The organism is Mycobacterium sp. G7A2 (assembly GCF_041902445.1).
Classification (GTDB): domain Bacteria; phylum Actinomycetota; class Actinomycetes; order Mycobacteriales; family Mycobacteriaceae; genus Mycobacterium.
In genome coordinates this window covers 5,664,642-5,684,601 of record NZ_CP169251.1, presented here as the reverse complement: position 1 = coordinate 5,684,601, position 19,960 = coordinate 5,664,642, and the positions used below count along the sequence as shown (strand labels likewise).

The window sequence follows — 19,960 nt, the reverse complement described above, 5'->3', positions numbered from 1 at the left end:
GGGCTCCGAATGTTCACCGCAGCAGGGGATCTCGGGGCAGACCCAGGATCCGTTCGGCGATCGTGTTGCGGGTGATCTCCGAGGTGCCCCCGGCGATCGTCATGGCACGATTGCCCAGATAGCTCAGCGTCAACTGCGGCGTCTGACCAGCAACGGCGGCGGTGCCGGCCAGCTCGAACGCCAGCTCGGTGAGCCGCTGTCCGGACTCGGCGACCAGCAGCTTCGTCACGTTGCCTTCCGGACCCGGTTCGGCGCCGGCGATCGCGCGGGTCGCGCGGCGCAAGTTGAGCAGCCGCAGGGTGTGCATCTCGGCGATGACCTCACCGGCCTGTCGCACATACCGCGCGGCCGTCTCGGGCGCGCTGTCGAGCAACGTGATGAGGTGATCGGGCGTGGTCCCGGTCGGCGCGCCCGATCCGCCGCCGATCGAGATGCGCTCGTTGCCCAGGGTCGCTCGGGCCACCAGCCAGCCCTTGTTGACGTCGCCGACGACATCGGAGTCGGGAACGAACACGTCGTCGAAGAACACCTCGTTGAAGTGGGAGTCCCCGGTGATGCCCCGCAGCGGGTTGACCGTGACCCCCTCGGCGCCCATGTCGATCGCCATCATCGTCACGCCGGCGTGCTTGGCGGCCTCGGGGTCGGTGCGGACGGTGGCCAGCCCCCACTGGCACAGGTGGGCGAGGCTGGTCCAAACCTTCTGGCCGGTGACGCGCCACCCGCCGTCCACTCGTTTCGCCGAGGTGCGCACCGCGGCAGCATCGGAGCCCGCACCGGGTTCGGAGAACAACTGGCACCACATCACCTGCCCCCGCAGCACCGGCTCGACCCAGCGGTCACGCTGCTCCTCGGTGCCGGCCTGGGCGATGGTCAGCGCGACCCACCCGGTGATGCCCATGTCGGGGCGCTCGACTCCGGCGAACTCCTCCTCGATGACGAGCTGTTCGAGGACGGTGGCGCCCCGACCCCACGGCTGCGGCCAGTGCGGGACCAGATAGCCGGAGTCGACCAGGAAATCGCGCTGTCGTTCAGCGGGCAACCCGCGGACCCGGGTCGCGGCCTCCCGCGCCGCGGCTCGATGATCCTCGGCTTCCGGTGGCAGCGTGAACGAGGCGCCGTGCGCCCGGCCGCTGCGCCGGCCCTCCACCACATCGAGCAGCGGGTCGCCGCCGTCGGCCGTCAATGCCGCGAGCGTGCGCGCCCGGCGCAGATACAGATGCGCGTCGTGCTCCCAGGTGTAGCCGATGCCACCGTGCAACTGGATGTTGTGCTGCGTGGTGGACACCTGCGCGCGGATCGCCAGCGCGGCGGCGACGGCCGCGGCGAACCAGGCGCTGTCGAGGTCGTCGGCGCGAGCGGCGTCCCACGTCGCGGCCGTGGCGACCTCGACGTCGACGAGCATGTTCGCGGCATGGTGTTTGACCGCCTGGAAGGTGCCGATGGTTCTGCCGAATTGTTCGCGAACCTTGGCGTATTCGACTGCCATCTGCAGTGCGGCCCACCCGACTCCCACCGCCTCGGCGGCGGTCAGGATGCGCCACACGGTCCTGGCGTCGCGTGCTGCCCCCCGCAGCACCCGATCCTGTGGCACGGCCACCCCGCGCAGCGCCACCGAGCCCAGGCTGCGGGTGGTGTCCAGGGAATCCAGGGCAGTGACGGTGACGCCGTCGGCGGCCGCGTCGACGACCACGAGATCGTCACCGGCGGTCAGGACCAGCAGGTCGGCGTCGGGCGCGCCCAGTACGGTGGGGTGCTCGCCGGTGGCGACGTGGTCGGCTCCCACGGACACGGTCCCGGCCACGCCGAGGGCCGCTACGGTCTGACCGGCGACAAGTGACGGGAGTAGTTGGGCGGCAACGGATTCAGGGGCGCACCGGTCGAGGGCCACCGCTGCGCAGACGGTGGGAAGGAACGGTCCGGGTGCCAGGTGACGGCCCAGGCACTCCAGCACCACCGCCACTTCGCCGAGCCCGAACCCGGACCCGCCGTGCTCTTCGGCGATCGCCAGCCCGGTCCAGCCGAGTTCGCTTGCTGCCGACCAGATGTCGGCCGGATGAGTCGTGCCGCCGGCCAGCGTCGATCGCGCCTGCGCGAGGGCATCCAGCCGCGTCAGCTGCCCGGAGACGGCGTCGGCGAGGTCCTGGTGTTCTTCGGTGATGGCGAGCGCGGAGGTTTCCGCGACGGTCGGCGAGGTTCTGGCCACGATGACACCCTCTTCGGTGAAGTTGACAGTCGTCAAACGACGCTATCGCGCAGGTCTCGATGTCGACCGAGGTGTGACCCACATCACCGAAAAGTAACGTCCGAAAAACAGTAGACAACTTGGGCCGGATTGTCTGTTTGGTATCTGGGCTAGGGGGTACGCTCGCGCAATGACGGAACGACCGGCCACCCGGTATCCCGGACCCACCATGACTACCCGTTTGCACTGGTTGTTGAACGCGGGTCCGTCCGATTACATGCTGGCGTTGAGCGTGGCGTCCGCGTCGCTGCCGGTCATCGGCAAGCACCTCGAGCCGCTCGGCGCGCTGACGGCGGCAGGAGTGTGGGGAGCCAGGCACGCCCCCGATTTCGTCGGATCGCTGGCCAAGTCCCTGGTGGCGCCCAACGACGCAGAGAAGAAGCAGCAGGAACGGGACTGCACCAACGCCGTGACACAAGCCGCACTGCGCGGTTTGGTGTCCGCCAAGGACCTGGACATCGACTGGCCCCTGCCGGAACGTACGCCGCCGGTGTGGCGGATGCGCGATCACCGCCGTCACGTGCACAAGACCTCGGTGCGCTACGGACCGCGGCCGAGCCAGTTGCTCGACGTGTGGCGCCGCGACGACCTGCCCGCCGATGCTCCGGTGCTCATCTTCGTGCCGGGTGGGGCATGGGTACACGGAAGCCGCATGTTGCAGGGGTACGCCCTGATGTCCCATCTGGCGCAGATGGGCTGGGTGTGTCTGTCCATCGACTACCGCGTGGCGCCCCACAATCCGTGGCCGGCGCACATCACCGACGTGAAGCAGGCGATCGCCTGGGCTCGCGCGAACGTCGACAAATACGGCGGTGACCGCAACTTCGTCGCCATCTCCGGGACCTCCGCCGGGGGGCACCTGGCTGCGCTGGCCGGGTTGACCGCCAACGATCCGGACATGCAGGGCGAACTGCCGGAGGGCTCGGACACCTCGGTGGACGCTGTCATCGGCATCTACGGACGCTACGACTGGGAAGACAAGTCCACCGTGGAGCGGGTGCGCTTCATGGACTTCCTGGAGCGGGTCGTCGTGAAGCGCAAGTTCGACAAACACCCCGACGTATTCCGCAAGGCCTCGCCGATGGCCAGGATCCACCCGGAGGCTCCGCCGTTCCTGGTGGTGCACGGGACCGGGGACAGCGTCATTCCCGTGGCGCAGGCCCGCGGCTTCGTCGAGCGGCTCAAAGAGGTGTCCCGCTCGGTCGTCGGCTACGTCGAGCTACCCGGTGCCGGACACGGCTTCGACATGACCGACGGAGCACGCACCGGGGCGGCCTCGACCGCAATCGGATTGTTCCTCAACCATATCCACCGAAACAGAAGTCTTCTCGGAGCCAAAGAGGTTATATAGGACGCCTCCAGGAAGGTGTCGCGGTGAAAAGGCTTCGCGGGTGGGACGCTGTGCTGTTGTACAGCGAAACTCCGAACGTGCACATGCACACGCTGAAATTGGCGGTCATCGAACTCGACGGCCTGGGCGGGGCCAGTTTCGGGGTCGAGGAACTACGGCAGGTCATCCACAGCCGGCTCTACAAGCTCGACCCGTTCCGCTACGAACTCATCGACATCCCGCTGAAGTTCCATCACCCGATGTGGCGGGAGAACGCCGAAGTCGACCTCGAATACCACGTCCGCTCGTGCCGGGTGGAAGCCCCGGGCGGGCGCCGCGAACTCGACGAGGCGGTCGGCCGACTGGCCAGCACCCCGTTGGACCGAAGCCGGCCGCTCTGGGAGATGTATCTGATCGAGGGCCTCGCGGGCGGCCGCATCGCGGTCCTGGGCAAAATTCATCACGCCCTCGCCGACGGCGTGGCGTCGGCCAATCTGCTGGCCCGCGGGATGGACATGCAGGACGGCCTCGGTGCCGACCGCGACTCCTATGCCACCGACCCCGCGCCCACGCCAGGTGAGTTGGTGCGCACCGCATTCGCCGACCACCTGCGCCAGATCGCCAAGCTACCCGGGGTGATGCGCTACACCGCCGAAGGAATGCGCAGGGTGCGGCAGAGTCCGCACAAGCTCTCGCCCGAGCTGACCCGGCCGTTCACCCCGCCACCGACGTTCATGAACCACATGCTCGACTCGACCAGGCGGTTCGCCACGACCACGTTGTCCCTCGACGACGTCAAGCAGACCGGCAAGCACCTCGGCGTCACGATCAACGACATGGTGTTGTCCATCTCGGCCGGGGCGCTGCGCACCATGCTGCTGCGCTACGACAACCGCGCCGACCACCCGCTGCTCGCGTCGGTGCCGGTGAGTTTCGACTTCTCGCCCGACCGGATCTCCGGCAACTTCTTCACCGGAGTGCTGGTCAGCCTGCCGGTCGACGTCGAAGACCCGCTGGAGCGGGTGAAGGTTGCGCACGACTCGGCCGTCGCGGGCAAGGAAAGCAACACCCTGCTGGGGCCCGAACTGGTCAGCCGGTGGTCGGCGTACCTGCCGCCCGCCCCCGCCGAGGCGATGTTCCGCTGGTTGTCGAACAAAGACGGCCAGAACAAGGTGATGAACCTGCCCATCTCGAACGTGCCGGGCCCCCGCACCCGGGCGCGGGTCGGCGGGGCACTGGTGACCGAGATCTACTCGGTCGGGCCGCTGACCGCGGGCAGCGGAATCAACATCACGGTGTGGAGCTACGTCGACCAGATCAACATCTCGGTGCTCACCGACGGCAAGACGTTGAAAGACCCTCACGAGCTCACCGACGCGCTGAGGGAGGCTTTCATCGAGATCCGGCGTGCAGCTGGGCTTTCCGAGAAGCTCACCGTCGTCGAAACCGCGATGCCCGTTTAGTCGGCTCCTCGCAGTGTTTGTTCAGTCGGCTCGCCACGGTGTCTGTTCAGTCGGCTCGCCGACGTGTCTGTTCAGTCGGCTCGCCACGGTGTTTGTTCAGTCGGCTCGCCGACGTGTCTGTTCAGTCGGCTCGCCGACGTGTCGTGGCCGCCACCCACGACAGGAACTCCTCCACTGCCTGCGCGGTGTAATGCGCCCGCGGTGAGCCGTAGTAGAAGTCGAACGCGTGCTGGGCATGCGGGATCTCCGCGTACACCACCGGAGCCGTCGAGACATCGCGCAACGCGTCGGCGAACTCGCGACCTTCCTGCACGGGGATGATCGAGTCGTCCTGACCGTGCAGGATGAAGAACGGCGGCGCATCGGCGCGGACCCGGTACAACGGCGAGGCGTCGACGTAGAGCTGATGGTGGTGCACGATCGGTGTCTTGGTGACGAACTTCTGCAGGAACGCGATGAACTCCTTGCGGCCACTGCCGCGCGCAGACACCCAGTCGTAGCGGCCGTAGATCGGCACTGCCGCGACCACCGACGTGTCGGCATCCTCGAAACCCGGTTGGAACTGCGGGTCATCGGCGGTCAAAGCCACCAGAGAGGACAGATGACCGCCGGCCGAGCCGCCGGTGATCGCGACGAAGTCGGGGTCGCCGCCGTACTCGCTGATGCGCTCCTTGATCCAGGCCAGGGCACGTTTGACGTCGACGATGTGATCGGGCCAGGTGTGTCGCGGGCTGACCCGGTAGTCAATCGACACACACACCCAGCCGTGGTCGGCGAGATGGCTGAGTAGCGGGTACGCCTGCGGACGGCGCATGCCGATCGACCAGGCGCCGCCCGGAACCTGCAGCAGCACAGGAGCTTTGCCGTCCCGCGGCAGGTCAGCACGCCGCCAGATGTCGGCCATGTTCACCGCGCCGTGCGGGCCGTACTGCACCGTGTCGAGTTTGGTCACGTAACGCCGGCGGATCACGTCATTGGGTGGAACCCCGATTCGGCGGCGCCGCCGGTCCGACTGGGCCTTCTCCGAGATGGCCTGATAGTCGGCGCCGAGCGCCGCACGCAGCGGATCCTCGAAATGCGGTTGCGACGCCACGTTGCGGCGGTGGATCAACCACAGCAGGGCCCAGGCGACGGCGGTGAGAAGCAACGCGATTCGGCCGCGCACACCCCGGAAGTCACCACGCAGTCCTCGCCGGGCGGCGTCGAGCATCGAGCCGACCATGTAGAGCGGCGACATCTCCGATGTCGGCCAGCCGAACGCGAACACCGGGATGGTCACATACCCTTCGCGACCCAGCGGCCGCAGACCGTTGGCGGCGTTGAGCAACTCCGCGGCGGCGCGCAGCAGCGGTCGGCGCTTAGGCATTCTTTGCCCGGTCCTGCAACTCCTTGCGGGAAATCTTTCCGGTGGTGCCGCGCGGCAACTCGTCGAGCACGGTGATCGCCCGGGGAACCTTGAAATTGGCCAGGTGCTCGCGGACGTGTTGCTTGAGGTCCTCGGGGTTGGCCGACGCACCGGGACGCAGCACCACGAACGCCTCGAGGCGCTGGCCGAACTTCTCGTCGTCCACACCCAGCACCGCGGCTTCGGCGACGTCGTCATGGGCGGCGAGCGTCTTCTCCACCTCGATCGGGTAGACGTTCTCACCGCCGGAGACGATCATCTCGTCGTCGCGGCCGACGACGAACAACCGGCCGGCGTCGTCGACGTAGCCGACGTCACCGGAGCACATGAAGCCGTCGTGGAATTCCTTGGTCTGTCCCGAGGTGTAGCCGTCGAACTGAGTGGAGTTGCGCACGTAGATGCTGCCGACCTCGCCGACCGGTAGTTCGTGCAGTTCGGCATCGAGGATGCGGATCTGCGTTCCCTCGGCCGGTCTGCCCGCCGTGTCGGGCGCCGCGCGCAGGTCGCGCGGTGTGGCCGTCGCGATCATGCCGGCCTCGGTGGCGTTGTAGTTGTTGTAGATCACGTCGCCGAAGCGGTCCATGAACGCGATGACCACGTCGGGACGCATGCGCGATCCCGAAGCCGCGGCGAACCGCAGCGAGCGCCCGCTGTAGCGGTCGAGCACCTCGGCGGGCAGCTCCATGATGCGGTCGAACATGACCGGGACGACGCACAGCCCGGTAGCCCGGTGCCGATCGATCAACTCCAGCGTCGCCTCGGGATCGAACTTGCGCCGGGTGATGATGGTGCAGGACATGGACGCCGCGAACGCCAGCTGAGAGAACCCCCACGCATGGAACATCGGCGCCACGACCACGACCGGCTGCTCCGTTCGCCACGGCGTCCGGTCGAGGATCGACTTGAGCACGGTGGGGTCGCCTCCGGAATGGCTGGCGCCCTTGGGGGTTCCGGTCGTGCCCGAGGTCAGCAGGATCACCCGGCCCTTGGCGGAGGCGCGCTGCGGTTCCCGGTCGCCGTGCTCGGCGATCAGGCGCTCGACCGTCGGGTAGCTCACCGGACCGTCGGTCCATGCGACGATCCGTGCGGTGTCCGGCCGTCCGGCCACCGCCCGGTCGACGACCTCGGTGAACTCCTCGTCGTAGATGACCGCGACCGACTTGCCCTCCCCTTCGCGCTCCAGCACCTCGGCCATCGCCGGCCCGGCGAACGAGGTGTTGAGCAGCAGCACATCGGCGCCGATCCGATTCGCCGCGATCAGCGCGTCGACGAAGCCGCGGTGATTACGCGCCATCAGACCGATCACCTCGGGCTGCCCGCCGGGCAGGGCCTGCAGTGCGGCTGCCAGCGCGTCCGCGCGTCGGTCGATCTGGCGCCAGGTCAGGATGCCGAGTTCGTCGACCAAACCGGCCCGGTCCGGGCAGCGCTGCGCGGCGGCGGCGAAACCGGAAGTGATGGCCATGTTCTCGCGCTGCATCGCGGAGACGATCCGCAGGTACTTGTCGGGGCGCATCGGGGCGATCACGCCCGCCCGTGCCATCGTCGAGATCAGTCCCAGCGGTTTGGTCAGAGGATCGAGAATTCCCATCGGTCAGCCCAGCACCGGAAGCCGGCGCTCGCTGGCCAGTTCGTCGAGCGCCCGTTGCATGACCCGCCGGACGTGGGCGTCGACTTCGTCGATGTCGGGGTCCTCGCCGAATTCGGCGGCCACATCGATGGGCGGCAGCGTCTGCATCGTGATCTTGGTCGGCAACGGCACGTTGACCGGCAGCACGACCGACAATCCGAATGGAAAACCGAACGACACCGGCAGGATCTTCGTCCGGAACGCGCGCGCGATGGGGCCGAGCGCCTTGGCGATCTCGGTGCCGCGGGTGAGGAACAGCTGACTCTCCTGGCCGCCGATCGACACGGTGGGCACGATCGGGACGCCGTTGTTGAGCGCGGCACGCACGTAGCCGGTGCGCCCGCTGAAGTCGATCTTGTTGGCGCTGAGCGTGGGCCGGTACACATCGTAGTCACCGCCGGGGAATACGACGACCACGCCGCCGGAGCGCAGTGCCTCGTCGGCGTTCTCGTGGTTGGCCGGGATGAAGCCGGTCTTCTTGAAGAACGTCCCCGACGGCCCGACCATCAACATGTCATGGGACAGCGTGTAGACCGGCCGGTCGTAGCCGAAATGGTCGTAGAAGCCACTGGCGAACACCGGCACATCCATGGCGAGCAGACCGCCCGAGTGGTTCGACACCACCAACGCCCCGCCTGCGGGGAAGCTCTCCAGCCCCCGCACCTCGGCTCGGTGATAGCCCTTGAGGAACGGCCGCAGCACGCCCATCACCCGTTCGGTGAGCGCCGGATCCCACTTGGTGATTTCAGATGGCGTGATCTCAGACGGCGTGATGTCGGTCGCGCTCATGGCGTGCTCCCTCGAGAAGACGTCAGATTGGAACGTGTTCTAGTTTTGCCAGTGTACCCACTGCTCACGACCCCCAATCGACGTGGCCGCCGGCACCCCGGGCCATCCTGTCATCGCCGACGTCCGCTCAGTCGGGCTTTGACTGCGAAATGCGACACACCCGGTGGCGGCCGCGGTAGCTTCCTAGAGGCTATGGCGGGACCTGGTCGGGGATTCCGCCATAGCCCCGGGAGTCGAGCGGAGCAGGAATTGTCATGTCCTGCCCGGCGGGCGACGACCATACTCAGTCACCGTGACCGATCCGCTGCCCGTACCGGCGCCCGCCGGTCGCGACCGACTGCGTGAGTTGCTCGACGCGGTCACCGACGCCGGCAACACCGCCGTCGGCGACATGGCGCGCAGCAGTTACGCGTCGGAGTTCCACTTCTCCCGCCAGGTCCGCCGGCTCACCGGAGAATCTCCGGCGGCGCTGCGCCGCCGCGTCATGCTCGAACGTGCGGCGTGGCGTTTGCAGCGCGGCGAGGCTGTTGCGGTCGTCGCCGCCGCCGAGGGATGGTCGTCGGCCGAGGTGTTCTCCCGCGCGTTCCGGCGCGCCTACGGTGTGCCGCCCTCGCAGGCCGCCGCTGTGCACTTCAGGTTGACCGCCCCCAACGGGCTGCACTTCCATCCCCCCGAATCGCTGTGGCTGGACGCCGGCCCCGGTGCCGACCCCCCGGCGCCGTCGGTGTCCGCGCTGATGCTCGCCCACGACGTCGACGACACCGCCTCCCTGCTCGCCGCCGCGGCGCAGCTGAGCCCACAACAGTGGGTGGCCGAGGTCGCACCGGGCCAGACCGTGCTCGAGTGGGACGGTCCCGAAGCCAGCGTCGGAGCCGTGCTCGGCGCCATCGTCTGGACGAAGGAGGTGTGGCTGGCCACCATCGCCGGGCAGGACTTCCCGTCTCGGACGGCGACGCAGCCGGAATCCGTCGACGCGCCCACGTTGGCTGCCCACCATGACGTCATCGCTGCCCGGTGGCGCGCGACGATCGCCGAGCACTCGGCGGCCGGGCGACTCGGCGACACCGTGATCGACGCGCTGTGCGATCCGCCGGAATCGTTCCCGCTGCACGGCATCGTCGCGCATGTCCTCACCTATTCCGCGCACCGCCGCGAGCTCGCACGCACGATGCTGGGCGCACTGGGAGTGAGCGTGCGCAGCGGGGACCCGTTGAACTGGATGAGGGAGATCTGAATGGGCACCGTCTACTACACCGCGTCCAGCATGGACGGCTTCATCGTCGACGACCACGGCAGCCTGGACTGGCTGACGAGCCGATCGATCGACCAGAACGGGCCGTTCGGCATCGAACCGTTCCTGGCCACCGTCGGCGCACTCGTGATGGGTGCCGACACGTACGAGTGGATCCTGGCGAACCAACCCGGCGACTGGATGTACAGCCAGCCGTCCTGGGTGTTGACCCACCGGCCCGGCATCGTTGCCGCCGGGCATCCGGTTCACGTGTTCGACGGTGCCGTCGCCGACCTGCACCCGGATCTGGTGGGAGCCGCGGCCGGCAAGGATGTCTGGGTGGTCGGAGGAGGAGACGTCGCCAGGCAGTTCAGCGAGGCAGGCCTGATCGACGAGATGGTGGTCGCCTACGCGCCGTGCTCGCTGGGCGCGGGATCGCCGGTGCTGCCGGTCCGTTCCGAGTGGGTGCTGACGGATTCGGGACGCAACGGTGATTTCCTCTGCGCCCGGTGGCGCCGCGGCTGACCGGCCGAGGGTCGATACCTGCAGCGGCGACGATCACGCACAGATCCGTCGAATCATCGAACGCCGCTGCTCGAGACGTCGACGAGATCCGACTTTTGCCGGAGAAGTACGAGAAAACCTCGGCAAAAGTCGGATCTCGTGGAGCGTCGTCAGTCGGCGGGGGTGTACCCGAACGGCAGCAGGATGCTCTTGGGCTCGCAGTAGGCCTCGATGCCCTCGGGGCCGTTCTCGCGGCCGATGCCGGAGTTCTTGAAACCACCGAACGGTGCACCCGGGTCGAAGGCGTACATGTTGACCGCATAGGTTCCGGTGCGGATCTTGCGTGCGATCTTCAGCGCCTTGTCGTTGTCGGAGGTGTACACCGAGCCGGCCAGCCCGTAGACCGAATCGTTGGCGATGCGCACGGCGTCGTCTTCGTCCTCGTAGGGGATCACCGCCAGGACGGGCCCGAAGATCTCCTCCTGCGCGATGGTCATCGAGTTGTCGACGTCGGCGAACACCGTCGGCTGCACGAACCAACCGCTGTCCAGACCCTCGGGGCGGCCGCCGCCGGCCACCACCCGCGCGCCTTCCTCGATGCCCTTCTTGATGTAGCTCTCCACGCGCTCGCGCTGTTTCTCGCTGATCAGCGGCCCGATCGCGGCGCCGGGATCATCGGGCAGGCCGACCGGCATCGCGGCCACGGCCGCCGCCAACTTCTCCACGACCTCGTCGTAACGCGACCGTGGCGCCAGGATCCGGGTCTGGCCCACACATGCCTGCCCGCAGTTCATCAAGCCGGAGAACACCAGCATCGGCAGCGTCGAGTCGAGGTCGGCGTCTTCGAGGATGATGGCTGCGGACTTGCCGCCGAGCTCGAGCGTGCACGGCTTGAGGTTGTCGGCGGCGATCTTGCCGATCTCCTTGCCGACCGCCGAGGAGCCGGTGAACGTGTACTTGTCCAGGTTCGGGTTCGCGGTCAGGGCGCGGCCAGTCTCGGCGCCACCTGGCACGATCGACAGCACACCCTCGGGCAGCCCCGCCTCGGCGAACATCTCGGCCATCGCGAACACCGACAGCGGCGTCTCCGCGGCCGGCTTGAGCACCATGGTGCAGCCGGCCAGCAGCGCAGGCCCCAGCTTGTTGGCGGCCAGGAAGAACGGCACGTTCCAGGCGGTGACGGCGCCGACCACCCCGATCGGTTCCCGCACCACCAGCGTCTGGCCGTAGACGCCGTCGCGGATCTCCTGCCAGGTGAACTTGTCGGCCGCGCCGGCGTAGTACTGGAACGCCGACATCGCCGCGCCGTACTGCATCATGTCCACGATCGTGGGGGGCTGCCCGGTCTCGGCGGACAACAGGAACTTCAGCTCGTCGCCGCGCTCCTCCATGATCTTGACTGCGCGGCCGAGGATCTCGGCGCGCTCGTCCGGCGACATCTGCGGCCATGGGCCCTCGTCGAACGCCTTGCGCGCCGCCGCACAGGCCGCGTCGACGTCGGCGGCCGACGCCAGCGGCACCTTGCCCACCAACTCGCCGGTGGCGGGGGAGTGCACCTCGATGACATCCGAGGTGGCCGGCTCGACCCACTTCCCGCCGATGAACAGCTTGTCCCATTCGGTCTTGAAGGCGGTGCTCTGTGTCATAGACGTCACACTACCGATCGAAGCACAAAACGAGAACCTGTTGCAGTCCGGCAATCAGAGGGGGCGCAACACCAGCACCAGATTGCTCACCGCGAATTCCCGCAGGCCGGGAAGTTTCACCAGGCCCCACGCCCATCTCGGGTGGTAGCGAGGGAATGCCGCGACCAGAGCGCCGGTGCTCCGGGCCCAGTCGAGCCCGGCCGCCGCGGACACCGCGAACAACGACGAGCCGTAGTCGTTCTTGGGTCGATGCCCGTGCCTGCGGGTGTACCGATCGGCCGCGCGGCGACCGCCCAGATAGTGGGTCAGGCCCATCTCGTGGCCGCCGAACGGGCCCAGCCACACCGTGTAGGACAGCACGGCCAGCCCGCCGGGCCGGGTGACGCGCAGCATCTCCTCCCCCAGCTGCCACGGCTCGGGAACGTGCTCGGCGACGTTCGACGACAGGCACACCTCCACGCTGTGATCGGCGAAGGGCAGCCGCATCCCCGAGGCGCGGACGAAGGAGCCCGTCAGACGGTGCGTGCGCGGGGCGGCCGCGTGCATCTCGCGCGGATCCGGTTCCACTCCGATGTAGCGCATCCCGGCGTCGGCGAAGGCCGTCGCGAAGTAGCCCGGACCGCCGCCCACGTCGAGTACCCGGACCCCGGTCGGCGTCGTGCCGGTGGTGCCGGTCCACAGGTCGCCGACCAGCGCGGCCGTGTCCGCGGCGAGCGCGCCGTAGAACCGGTCCGGATCGGTCTGTTCGAAGCGGAACTGGCCGAGCAGACGCAGCGACCGGGACAACGTCGCCCGGCGTGCGAACAGATCGGTAGCGACCACCTGGCAACCCTAAGCCGACGGTTAGGCTGACGAGGATGTCTGCCCCGCCCGTGAAGTCCGTGCTGCTGTTGTGCTGGCGCGACACCGGTCACCCGCAGGGCGGCGGCAGCGAGACCTATCTCCAACGAATCGGCGCCCACCTCGCCGCATCCGGCATGCGGGTGACGCTGCGCACCGCACGCTATCCCGGCGCGCGGCGGCGCGAGGTCGTCGACGGCGTGCACATCCAGCGCTCCGGGGGGCCCCACTCGGTGTACATCTGGGCCGGTTTGGCGATGGTGGCCGCCCGGTTCGGTCTGGGTCCGCTACGTCGAGTGCGACCCGACGTCGTCGTCGACACCCAGAACGGGCTTCCGTTCTGCGCGCGCCTGGCCTACGGCCGGCGGGTCGTCGTGCTCGTGCACCACTGCCACCGGGAGCAGTGGCCGGTGGCCGGCCGGGTGCGTGGCCGCATCGGCTGGTTCGTCGAGTCCTGGTTGTCGCCGCGGTTGCACCGGCGCAACCAGTACGTGACGGTGTCGCTGCCGTCGGCGCGCGACCTGACCGACCTGGGGGCGCCCGCCGGCCACATCGCGATCGTCCGCAACGGTGTGGACGCCGCCCCTGCGGACACGCTCACTTCGGAGCGCTCGCCGACTCCACGGGTGGCGGTGCTGTCGCGGCTGGTGCCGCACAAGCAGATCGAGGACGCGCTGGACGCGGTCGCGCGGTTGCGTGGCGACGTACCCGACCTGCATCTCGACGTACTCGGCGGCGGCTGGTGGGCCCAGCCGCTCGTCGACCACGCCCGCCGCCTGGGCATCGCCGACGCCGTCACGTTCCACGGACATGTCGACGACGCGGCCAAACACGCCGTGCTGCAACGCAGCTGGGTGCACGTATTGCCGTCCCGCAAGGAGGGATGGGGACTGGCGGTGGTCGAGGCCGCCCAGCATGGCATACCCACCGTCGGTTACCGGTCCTCCGGCGGTCTGACCGACTCGATCGTCGACGGCGTCACCGGGTTGCTCGTCGACGACGACGGCGGCCTGGTCGACGCTCTGCGGCGCCTGCTCGATGACCGCGTCCTGCGCGAACAGCTGGGCGCCAAGGCCCTGGTGCGCAGCGGTGAGTTCTCGTGGCCTCAGTCAGCCGAGGCCATGCGAACGGTCCTCGACGCGGTGCACGCCCGAGTATTCCTCACAGGGATTGTCTGACCGTTCACAAATAACGCACGTAAAGGTCTTTCACGTGCCTTTTCGGCGTCGAAACCATACGCGTCGCCGCGTATGAGCATTAACATCGGGTCATGGTCGGCGTGCTGCGCAAGGTGTTCGCCTACGAGATGACGATCGCCGAGTGGATCGGTCTGGCGGTGCTGGTCAACATCCCCCACATCCTGCTCGGCCTGCTGTGGACCGCCACCCATCCCGATCACCTCGCCGGGGTGCACGGTCTGGAGAAGGTGGGCGCGCTGATCGGCGGCATCGCGTTCTGGCCGGTGCTGTGGGTCGCCGAGGTGGCGTGCCCGACATGACGGCCACGCGCATCCAGATCTCGCGGCGCACCGCCCGCTGGGACGACGCCGCCGCGCGCGTCGGGGACGCCATGGATTTCTAGTCGTTCGCCGCGGGAGCCGCGAACGTCGTGATGCAGATGTCACGGCCCGGCGTCGGACACGGCGTGGCCGAGAGCAGGGTGGAATCGGGCAGCCTGATGAAGCACCCGTGGAAGCGGGCGCGCACCACGTTCCAGTACCTGGCGGTCGCCGTGTTCGGAGACGAGGACGACCGGGCCGCCTATCGCGAGGCCGTCAACACTGCGCACCGCCACGTGCAGTCCGGGCCGTCGAGTCCAGTGCGCTACAACGCGTTCGACCGCGACCTGCAGATGTGGGTCGCGGCCTGCCTGTTCGTCGGGCTCGAGGACACCTATCAGCTGCTGCGCGGCGAGATGACCCCCGAGCAGACCGAGCAGTTCTACCGCTCAGCCTGGCCGCTGGGGACCACCCTGCAGGTCAGCGACGACCAATGGCCCCCATCCCGCGCCGACTTCGACCGGTACTGGGACGAGGCCTGCACGCAGGTCGCCGTCGACGACGTGGTCCGCGCCTACCTGCTCGACCTGATCAACCTGCGCATGATCAACCCGATTCTGGGGCTGCCGTTCCGGCCGCTGCTGACGTTCCTCACGACGGGCTTTCTCGCGCCGGTGTTCCGCGACGCCCTCGGTCTGGAGTGGGGCCCGGTGCGACAGCACCTCTTCGAGCGTCTGTTCCTCATCGTGGCGTTCGTCAACCGTTTCCTGCCGGGGTTCATCAGGCAGGGCGGTACCCACCTGCTGCTCGCCGATGTCCGGCTGCGGGTACGCCGACAGCGCCGTCTGGTCTGAGGAGAAATCGATGGGCGTGAAGACCGCCACCCGCCGGCTGCTCAGCCGGCGGGTCAGTGTGGCCGGCATGGTCGAGGTCGGATTGTGGCTGGCAATTCCGTACCTGCTCGTCGGACTGGTGTTCGCGTTCTTCGGCATCGAACAGGTCCGCCACATCGAATCGCTGGTCAGCCCGGTGCTTCCGGCCGGCGGGGAGATGGCCGGCTATCTGGTGGTCGCGGGTCTGTGGCCGGCTTTCCTGCTGCTGCCCGCGGTGTGCGGTGTCTGACCCGACCGATCAGCATCGCCAGCAGGCCGCCCAGGAGCTGGGCCAGCCAGACGAGGTGCGCCGCCAGCAGCACCCCGCGCTGCGGGGCCTGCGGAGCGTCACCGCCCACCGCGTACACCGCGATGTCGGAGTCCCGATAGGTCAGCGGCAGCGGCAATGATTGCGGGTCGGGGCCTTCGACGACCACCCAGCGCACCCCGGCGTCGGCGAGGCGGTGCGCGTCCGCCCCACCGATGAGCAGCTGTTGCACCTCGCGGGCCCGGGTGCCCTCCCCGGGAATGAGCCGCCCGGCGATGACGAGGTCACCGGTGCTGAGGACCTCCGCACGAACCCAGCGCGGCAGCGGATCGAGCACCGGGGCCTCACCCGCCCACGGGAACCGGCGCATGCTGTCGACCGGCAACACGGCGACCGGCCCCGGGTCGGCATTGATCACCGCCGCCGCCCTCTGCCACCCGGGCGGGTAGCGCACCGCCCGCACCTGCCCGCCCACCCCCCAGGCCAGATCGGGCAGCGACGCCACCAGCACCGCGCAGCACACCGCCGCCGACACCAGCGCCGGCACCCGGGGTCGCAACGTCACCACCGCCCCCGCGGCGGCCAACGCATACGCCGGCATGGCCAGCGCCACCCATTTCTGGCCGTCGCGCACCACACCCAGCCCGGGAAAGCCCCGGATCACCGCCTCGACGACGGCCAGCCCCGGGCCGGTCGCCATCAACGCCGGCACCGTGACCGCAACCAGCGCCAGCAGCAGCAGCGGCGTCGCGGCGCGCCGGCGGATCAGTAGCGGCACCCCGATCGCCACGATCGACAGCAACGCGACCACCGACAACACCGCGAACACGCTCGTCCGCGACGCGGGCACCGCCTCGGCGTTCCAGATGCCGCCCAGGCCGGCCAGACTGCCCAGGGTTCCGAGTCCCGGCTCGGCGCGCGCGGCGAATGCGGCCACCCCGGCCTCGGCGACACCAGCCTGAGCCGCCCAACCGGGTGCCACCGCCGAGGCCGTCAGCCACGGCAGCGCGGCGCCGACCGCAGCCCCCAGGCTCAGCAGCGCGCAGAACCGCCGGGACCGTCCCGCGCCGCCGGCCGCCGTGCACGCCAGCGCGATCGTGGCGGCCAGCATCAACCCGGTCGGCGTCAGTCCCGCCAGCGCCATCCAGAACAGCAGCGCCGGCACCTGCACCGCCCCGCGGGATTCGGACCGGCGCAGCGACAGCACCGTCAGCGCCACCCACGGCAGGCAGCCGTAACCGACCAGCAGGCTCCAATGGCCCTGCAACAGCCGCTCGGCCACGTAGGGATTCCAGATCGCCGCCGTCACCGCGACGGCCTGCCCGGCCAGGCCGGCGTCCGGCAGCAGCATCGCCACGAGTCGCGCGGCTCCCCAGCCCGCCAACCAGATACCGAGTATCAGCAGGACCTTGACGACCACGCCGCCGTCGAACACGTGCGAGACCACCGCGACGGCGAAGTCCTGCGGCAACGCGCGCGGCGCGGCCTGCGTCGCCCCCAGGGCCGCATCCGACAGATAGGACCGGGGCGTCGACACCGCGTCCCGCAACAGCAGGTAGCCCGGCGACAGCAGCGGACCGGTCACCGCCAGGGTCAGAGCCAGCGCGAAGGCCGGCGGGAATGCGCGGGTGATCAGCCCGGTCTGTCCGGGGGCAGATCGGACGGCCGCTGCGCGGGCAGCTTCTCGGTCTTCGCCTCGGCGCCGGGTACCGGCTCGCCTTCGTCGTCACGGTGACCGAAGAACCGTCGCCCCGCGTCGTCGAGGCCCGGATCGATGAGCATCGACTCCGCGCGCAGGCTGAAGGCGCCCAGCAGCGCCCCTCCGACGAGCGCGATCAGGCCCAGCGCAGTGAAGGTGATCGGCAGGATGCGTCCCCACAGGGCCACCCGGTCCCGTTCGTCCCGCGCCGCGGAGACCTGGGATTCGATCGACTCCTCGTTCGTGGTGACGCTGTAGTCGACGAAGGTGACCTCGGGTTCGAGCGCCTCGCGGGCGTAATAGTGATAGCCCCGATCGGTCTGTTTGACGATGGTCCCCGACACCGGGTCCACCCAGAAGGTGCGCTGCGCGGCGTAGTACCGCGTCATCGTGATCGGTTCCTCGGGATCCTCGGCCTCGATGCCCCACAACCGCGCGGGTGCGGTCGCCCTGCTGTCGGCCTCGTCGTCGTAGAGCGAGGCATAGGGGATCGGGTCGACCAGTTCACCGTCGTTGTCGAAACCGACGTTCTGGGTGAATTTGTAGGTCGTCAGCCCGTTGACGTCCTCTTCCCCGTCGTAGTTGGCGTCGAACGCCTTCTGCGCGATCGGATCGAAGTACGGGTAGGTCTTCTTCTCGGTGTCGAACGGGAAGCGATAGGACAGCCCCTCGTGCGGCAACGCGATGTTGGTGGGCGGTTCCTCGTTCTCGATCGCGCGCGGCTTCTGCACCGCACCGCCCGGATTGCTGTCGCTGGACACCGCCATCGCGGTCTCGCGGTCCAGGGTGACGGTGTCGACCATCGCCAGCAGCAGGCCGTTTTCCTGCTGTTTGTCGGTGCGCCGCAACGTGCTGCCCACCTGCAGCGTCACCACGTCGGCATTGGCCGGGGACTCGACGGTCACCTGCTCCTGCATCACCAACGGCACGTCTTCGTTGACCACGAAGTTCTGCTCGTTCAGCGACGCCGGGTCGAACGCGGTCCCGCTGCCGTCACTGACCACCGTGTGGTCGATGTCCAGCGGGATCTTGGAGATGTTGCTCTTGGTATAGGTGGACAACAGCAACGCGGCGATCAGCAACGCGGCCCCCAGGCCCATGATTCCGCACGCGGCGATCCTCAGCGCGACTGCGCGGTTCAATACCGTGTCTCCCTTCACCTACCGCCACAACCCAGACCTGTGTTGTGGCGGCAAAACCCGTTCGACCCTAACAGCAGAGAATAAGGTCGTCGCTCACTACGAGCCGTTGACGGACCCGTTCGGCACCCGTCTCCGTGCGGGGGTGACTACCCGTTCTCGCCGTCATCGACCGGAGCGGGGCACACTGTTGGACGTGACCGCCACCGCGACACCGCCCGGCGCGGCTCCCGACGCGGCGCAGAACGCCGTCGGCGGCACCCGCAGCTTCCTGCCCGCGGTCGAGGGACTGCGTGCGTGTGCGGCGATCGGGGTCGTCGTCACCCACGTCGCATTCCAGACCGGACACACCACCGGTGCGGTCGGGCGGGTGCTCGGCCGGTTCGACCTCGCGGTGGCCGTGTTCTTCGCGCTGTCGGGATTCCTGCTGTGGCGCGGTCACGCCGCGGCCGCCAGGGGGCTGCGCGAGCGGCCCAGAACCGGGCACTACCTCCGGTCGCGGATCGTGCGGATCATGCCCGGCTACCTCGTCGCGGTCGTCGTGATCCTGACGCTGCTCCCCGAGGCCCAGGCCGACCTCACGGTATGGCTGGCCAACCTGACGCTGACCCAGATCTACGTGCCGCTGACGTTGACCGCGGGCCTCACCCAGATGTGGAGCCTGTCGGTGGAGATGAGCTTCTACCTGGTGTTACCGCTGCTGGCGCTGCTGTGCCGGCGGGTACCGGTCCGCGCCCGGATCGCGGTCATCCTCACCGCCGCGGTCGCCAGCCTGTTCTGGGTGCACATCCCCTTCGACGGCGGATCCGGCCACAACCTGTGGAACTGGCCGCCCGCATTCTTCTCGTGGTTCGCCGCGGGCATGGTGCTGGCGGAGCTGACCGTCTCGAAGGTCGGCTGGCCGCACCGACTGGCGCGGCACCGCGTCCTGATGGCGCTGATCGCGGTGAGTGCCTTCGCCGTCGCCGCGTCGCCGCTGGCGGGTCTGGAAGGTCTGCACCCCGGCTCGATCGCGCAGGTGACGCTCAAGACCGCCATGGGTGCCATCGTGGCCGGCGCGCTGCTGGCGCCGCTCGTGCTGGACCGGCCCGACACGCCGCACCGAATTCTGGGCAGCGACACCATGGTCACGCTCGGCCGGTGGTCCTACGGGCTCTTCGTCTGGCACCTGGCCGCACTGGCGATGGTCTTCCCGATGATCGGGGAATTCTCCTTCAACGGACACTTCACCGTGGTGCTGGTGTTGACCGTCCTGTTCGGTTTCGCGATCGCCGCGGTCAGCTACGGGTTGATCGAATCACCCTGCCGCAACGCGCTGCGGCGATGGGAGCGGCGCAACGACCCCACCCCGCTGGACAGCTCGGTCACCGAGCATATCGAACCCGCCGTCGCGCGTTAGCCGTGTTG

The 19,960-nt window shown here is 68.7% G+C and carries 16 protein-coding genes and 1 pseudogene; 9 read left to right on the top strand and 8 right to left on the bottom strand.

Annotated elements, in window-relative coordinates:
* Nucleotides 1–13: 13 nt before the first annotated feature.
* Entirely contained in the window at nucleotides 14–2,203 is a 2,190-nt protein-coding gene (locus ACEWX3_RS27010) for an acyl-CoA dehydrogenase (protein WP_374158221.1), read from the bottom strand.
* Between the two features lie 169 nt (nucleotides 2,204–2,372).
* Between ACEWX3_RS27010 and ACEWX3_RS27005 the strand changes: the two genes are divergently transcribed.
* Both ACEWX3_RS27005 and ACEWX3_RS27000 read left to right on the top strand, forming a co-directional pair.
* Nucleotides 2,373–3,593 carry an alpha/beta hydrolase fold domain-containing protein gene (locus tag ACEWX3_RS27005; RefSeq protein ID WP_374158220.1) on the top strand — a complete coding sequence of 407 codons (1,221 nt, stop codon included), beginning with the start codon at nucleotides 2,373–2,375 and terminating at the stop codon, nucleotides 3,591–3,593.
* A gap of 23 nt (nucleotides 3,594–3,616) precedes the next feature.
* The gene (locus ACEWX3_RS27000) at nucleotides 3,617–5,035 is read left to right on the top strand and encodes a wax ester/triacylglycerol synthase family O-acyltransferase (RefSeq protein WP_221350498.1); all 1,419 of its coding nucleotides are present in this window, start codon (nucleotides 3,617–3,619) and stop codon (nucleotides 5,033–5,035) included.
* 121 nt (nucleotides 5,036–5,156) lie between these two features.
* Here the strand turns inward: ACEWX3_RS27000 and ACEWX3_RS26995 are convergent, their stop codons facing one another.
* Genes ACEWX3_RS26995 through ACEWX3_RS26985 form a run of 3 tightly spaced genes read right to left on the bottom strand, consistent with a single transcriptional unit; the run spans nucleotide 5,157 to nucleotide 8,856 of the window.
* Nucleotides 5,157–6,401: an alpha/beta hydrolase gene (locus ACEWX3_RS26995; protein ID WP_374158219.1), complete on the bottom strand. Its 1,245-nt coding sequence runs from the start codon at nucleotides 6,399–6,401 to the stop codon at nucleotides 5,157–5,159.
* On the bottom strand, nucleotides 6,394–8,028 hold the full coding sequence (gene fadD12 / locus ACEWX3_RS26990) for an acyl-CoA ligase FadD12 (protein WP_207064758.1): 1,635 nt from the start codon (nucleotides 8,026–8,028) through the stop codon (nucleotides 6,394–6,396). The genes ACEWX3_RS26995 and fadD12 overlap by 8 nt, the downstream gene beginning before the upstream one ends.
* 3 nt (nucleotides 8,029–8,031) lie before the next feature.
* The gene (locus ACEWX3_RS26985) at nucleotides 8,032–8,856 is read right to left on the bottom strand and encodes a 1-acyl-sn-glycerol-3-phosphate acyltransferase (protein ID WP_374158218.1); all 825 of its coding nucleotides are present in this window, start codon (nucleotides 8,854–8,856) and stop codon (nucleotides 8,032–8,034) included.
* 292 nt (nucleotides 8,857–9,148) lie between these two features.
* On the opposite strand from ACEWX3_RS26985, the gene ACEWX3_RS26980 reads away from it, so the two are divergent.
* Nucleotides 9,149–10,090 carry a helix-turn-helix domain-containing protein gene (locus ACEWX3_RS26980; protein ID WP_374158217.1) on the top strand — a complete coding sequence of 314 codons (942 nt, stop codon included), beginning with the start codon at nucleotides 9,149–9,151 and terminating at the stop codon, nucleotides 10,088–10,090.
* On the top strand, nucleotides 10,091–10,612 hold the full coding sequence (locus ACEWX3_RS26975) for a dihydrofolate reductase family protein (RefSeq protein ID WP_374158216.1): 522 nt from the start codon (nucleotides 10,091–10,093) through the stop codon (nucleotides 10,610–10,612).
* Between the two features lie 149 nt (nucleotides 10,613–10,761).
* On the opposite strand, the gene ACEWX3_RS26970 is transcribed toward ACEWX3_RS26975, so the two are convergent.
* Both ACEWX3_RS26970 and ACEWX3_RS26965 read right to left on the bottom strand, forming a co-directional pair.
* Complete coding sequence (locus ACEWX3_RS26970; RefSeq protein ID WP_221350488.1) at nucleotides 10,762–12,237, bottom strand: aldehyde dehydrogenase; 1,476 nt, start codon at nucleotides 12,235–12,237, stop codon at nucleotides 10,762–10,764.
* A gap of 54 nt (nucleotides 12,238–12,291) precedes the next feature.
* The gene (locus tag ACEWX3_RS26965; protein WP_374158215.1) at nucleotides 12,292–13,059 is read right to left on the bottom strand and encodes a class I SAM-dependent methyltransferase; all 768 of its coding nucleotides are present in this window, start codon (nucleotides 13,057–13,059) and stop codon (nucleotides 12,292–12,294) included.
* Nucleotides 13,060–13,094: 35 nt separating this feature from the next.
* On the opposite strand from ACEWX3_RS26965, the gene ACEWX3_RS26960 reads away from it, so the two are divergent.
* The 4 genes and pseudogenes from ACEWX3_RS26960 to ACEWX3_RS26945 all read left to right on the top strand — a co-directional run bounded on the left by ACEWX3_RS26960 (nucleotide 13,095) and on the right by ACEWX3_RS26945 (nucleotide 15,697).
* Complete coding sequence (locus ACEWX3_RS26960; protein ID WP_374158214.1) at nucleotides 13,095–14,255, top strand: glycosyltransferase family 4 protein; 1,161 nt, start codon at nucleotides 13,095–13,097, stop codon at nucleotides 14,253–14,255.
* 92 nt (nucleotides 14,256–14,347) lie between these two features.
* Nucleotides 14,348–14,575: a hypothetical protein gene (locus ACEWX3_RS26955; RefSeq protein ID WP_374158213.1), complete on the top strand. Its 228-nt coding sequence runs from the start codon at nucleotides 14,348–14,350 to the stop codon at nucleotides 14,573–14,575.
* Nucleotides 14,572–15,429 (top strand): annotated as a pseudogene (locus ACEWX3_RS26950) (oxygenase MpaB family protein). Before ACEWX3_RS26955 ends, ACEWX3_RS26950 begins: the two are co-directional and overlap by 4 nt.
* 10 nt (nucleotides 15,430–15,439) lie before the next feature.
* Nucleotides 15,440–15,697, top strand: coding sequence for a hypothetical protein (locus tag ACEWX3_RS26945; RefSeq protein WP_374158212.1), 258 nt, complete (start codon nucleotides 15,440–15,442; stop codon nucleotides 15,695–15,697).
* Here the strand turns inward: ACEWX3_RS26945 and ACEWX3_RS26940 are convergent.
* Nucleotides 15,597–17,312: a hypothetical protein gene (locus ACEWX3_RS26940; protein ID WP_374159966.1), complete on the bottom strand. Its 1,716-nt coding sequence runs from the start codon at nucleotides 17,310–17,312 to the stop codon at nucleotides 15,597–15,599. The genes ACEWX3_RS26945 and ACEWX3_RS26940 overlap by 101 nt on opposite strands.
* A gap of 35 nt (nucleotides 17,313–17,347) precedes the next feature.
* Nucleotides 17,348–18,556: a DUF3068 domain-containing protein gene (locus ACEWX3_RS26935; protein ID WP_207069429.1), complete on the bottom strand. Its 1,209-nt coding sequence runs from the start codon at nucleotides 18,554–18,556 to the stop codon at nucleotides 17,348–17,350.
* 187 nt (nucleotides 18,557–18,743) lie between these two features.
* Here ACEWX3_RS26935 and ACEWX3_RS26930 point away from each other — a divergent pair, with 187 nt between their 5' ends.
* A complete protein-coding gene (locus ACEWX3_RS26930; protein WP_374158211.1) occupies nucleotides 18,744–19,952 on the top strand; it encodes an acyltransferase family protein in 1,209 nt (402 codons plus the stop codon).
* The last annotated feature ends 8 nt before the right edge of the window (nucleotides 19,953–19,960 follow it).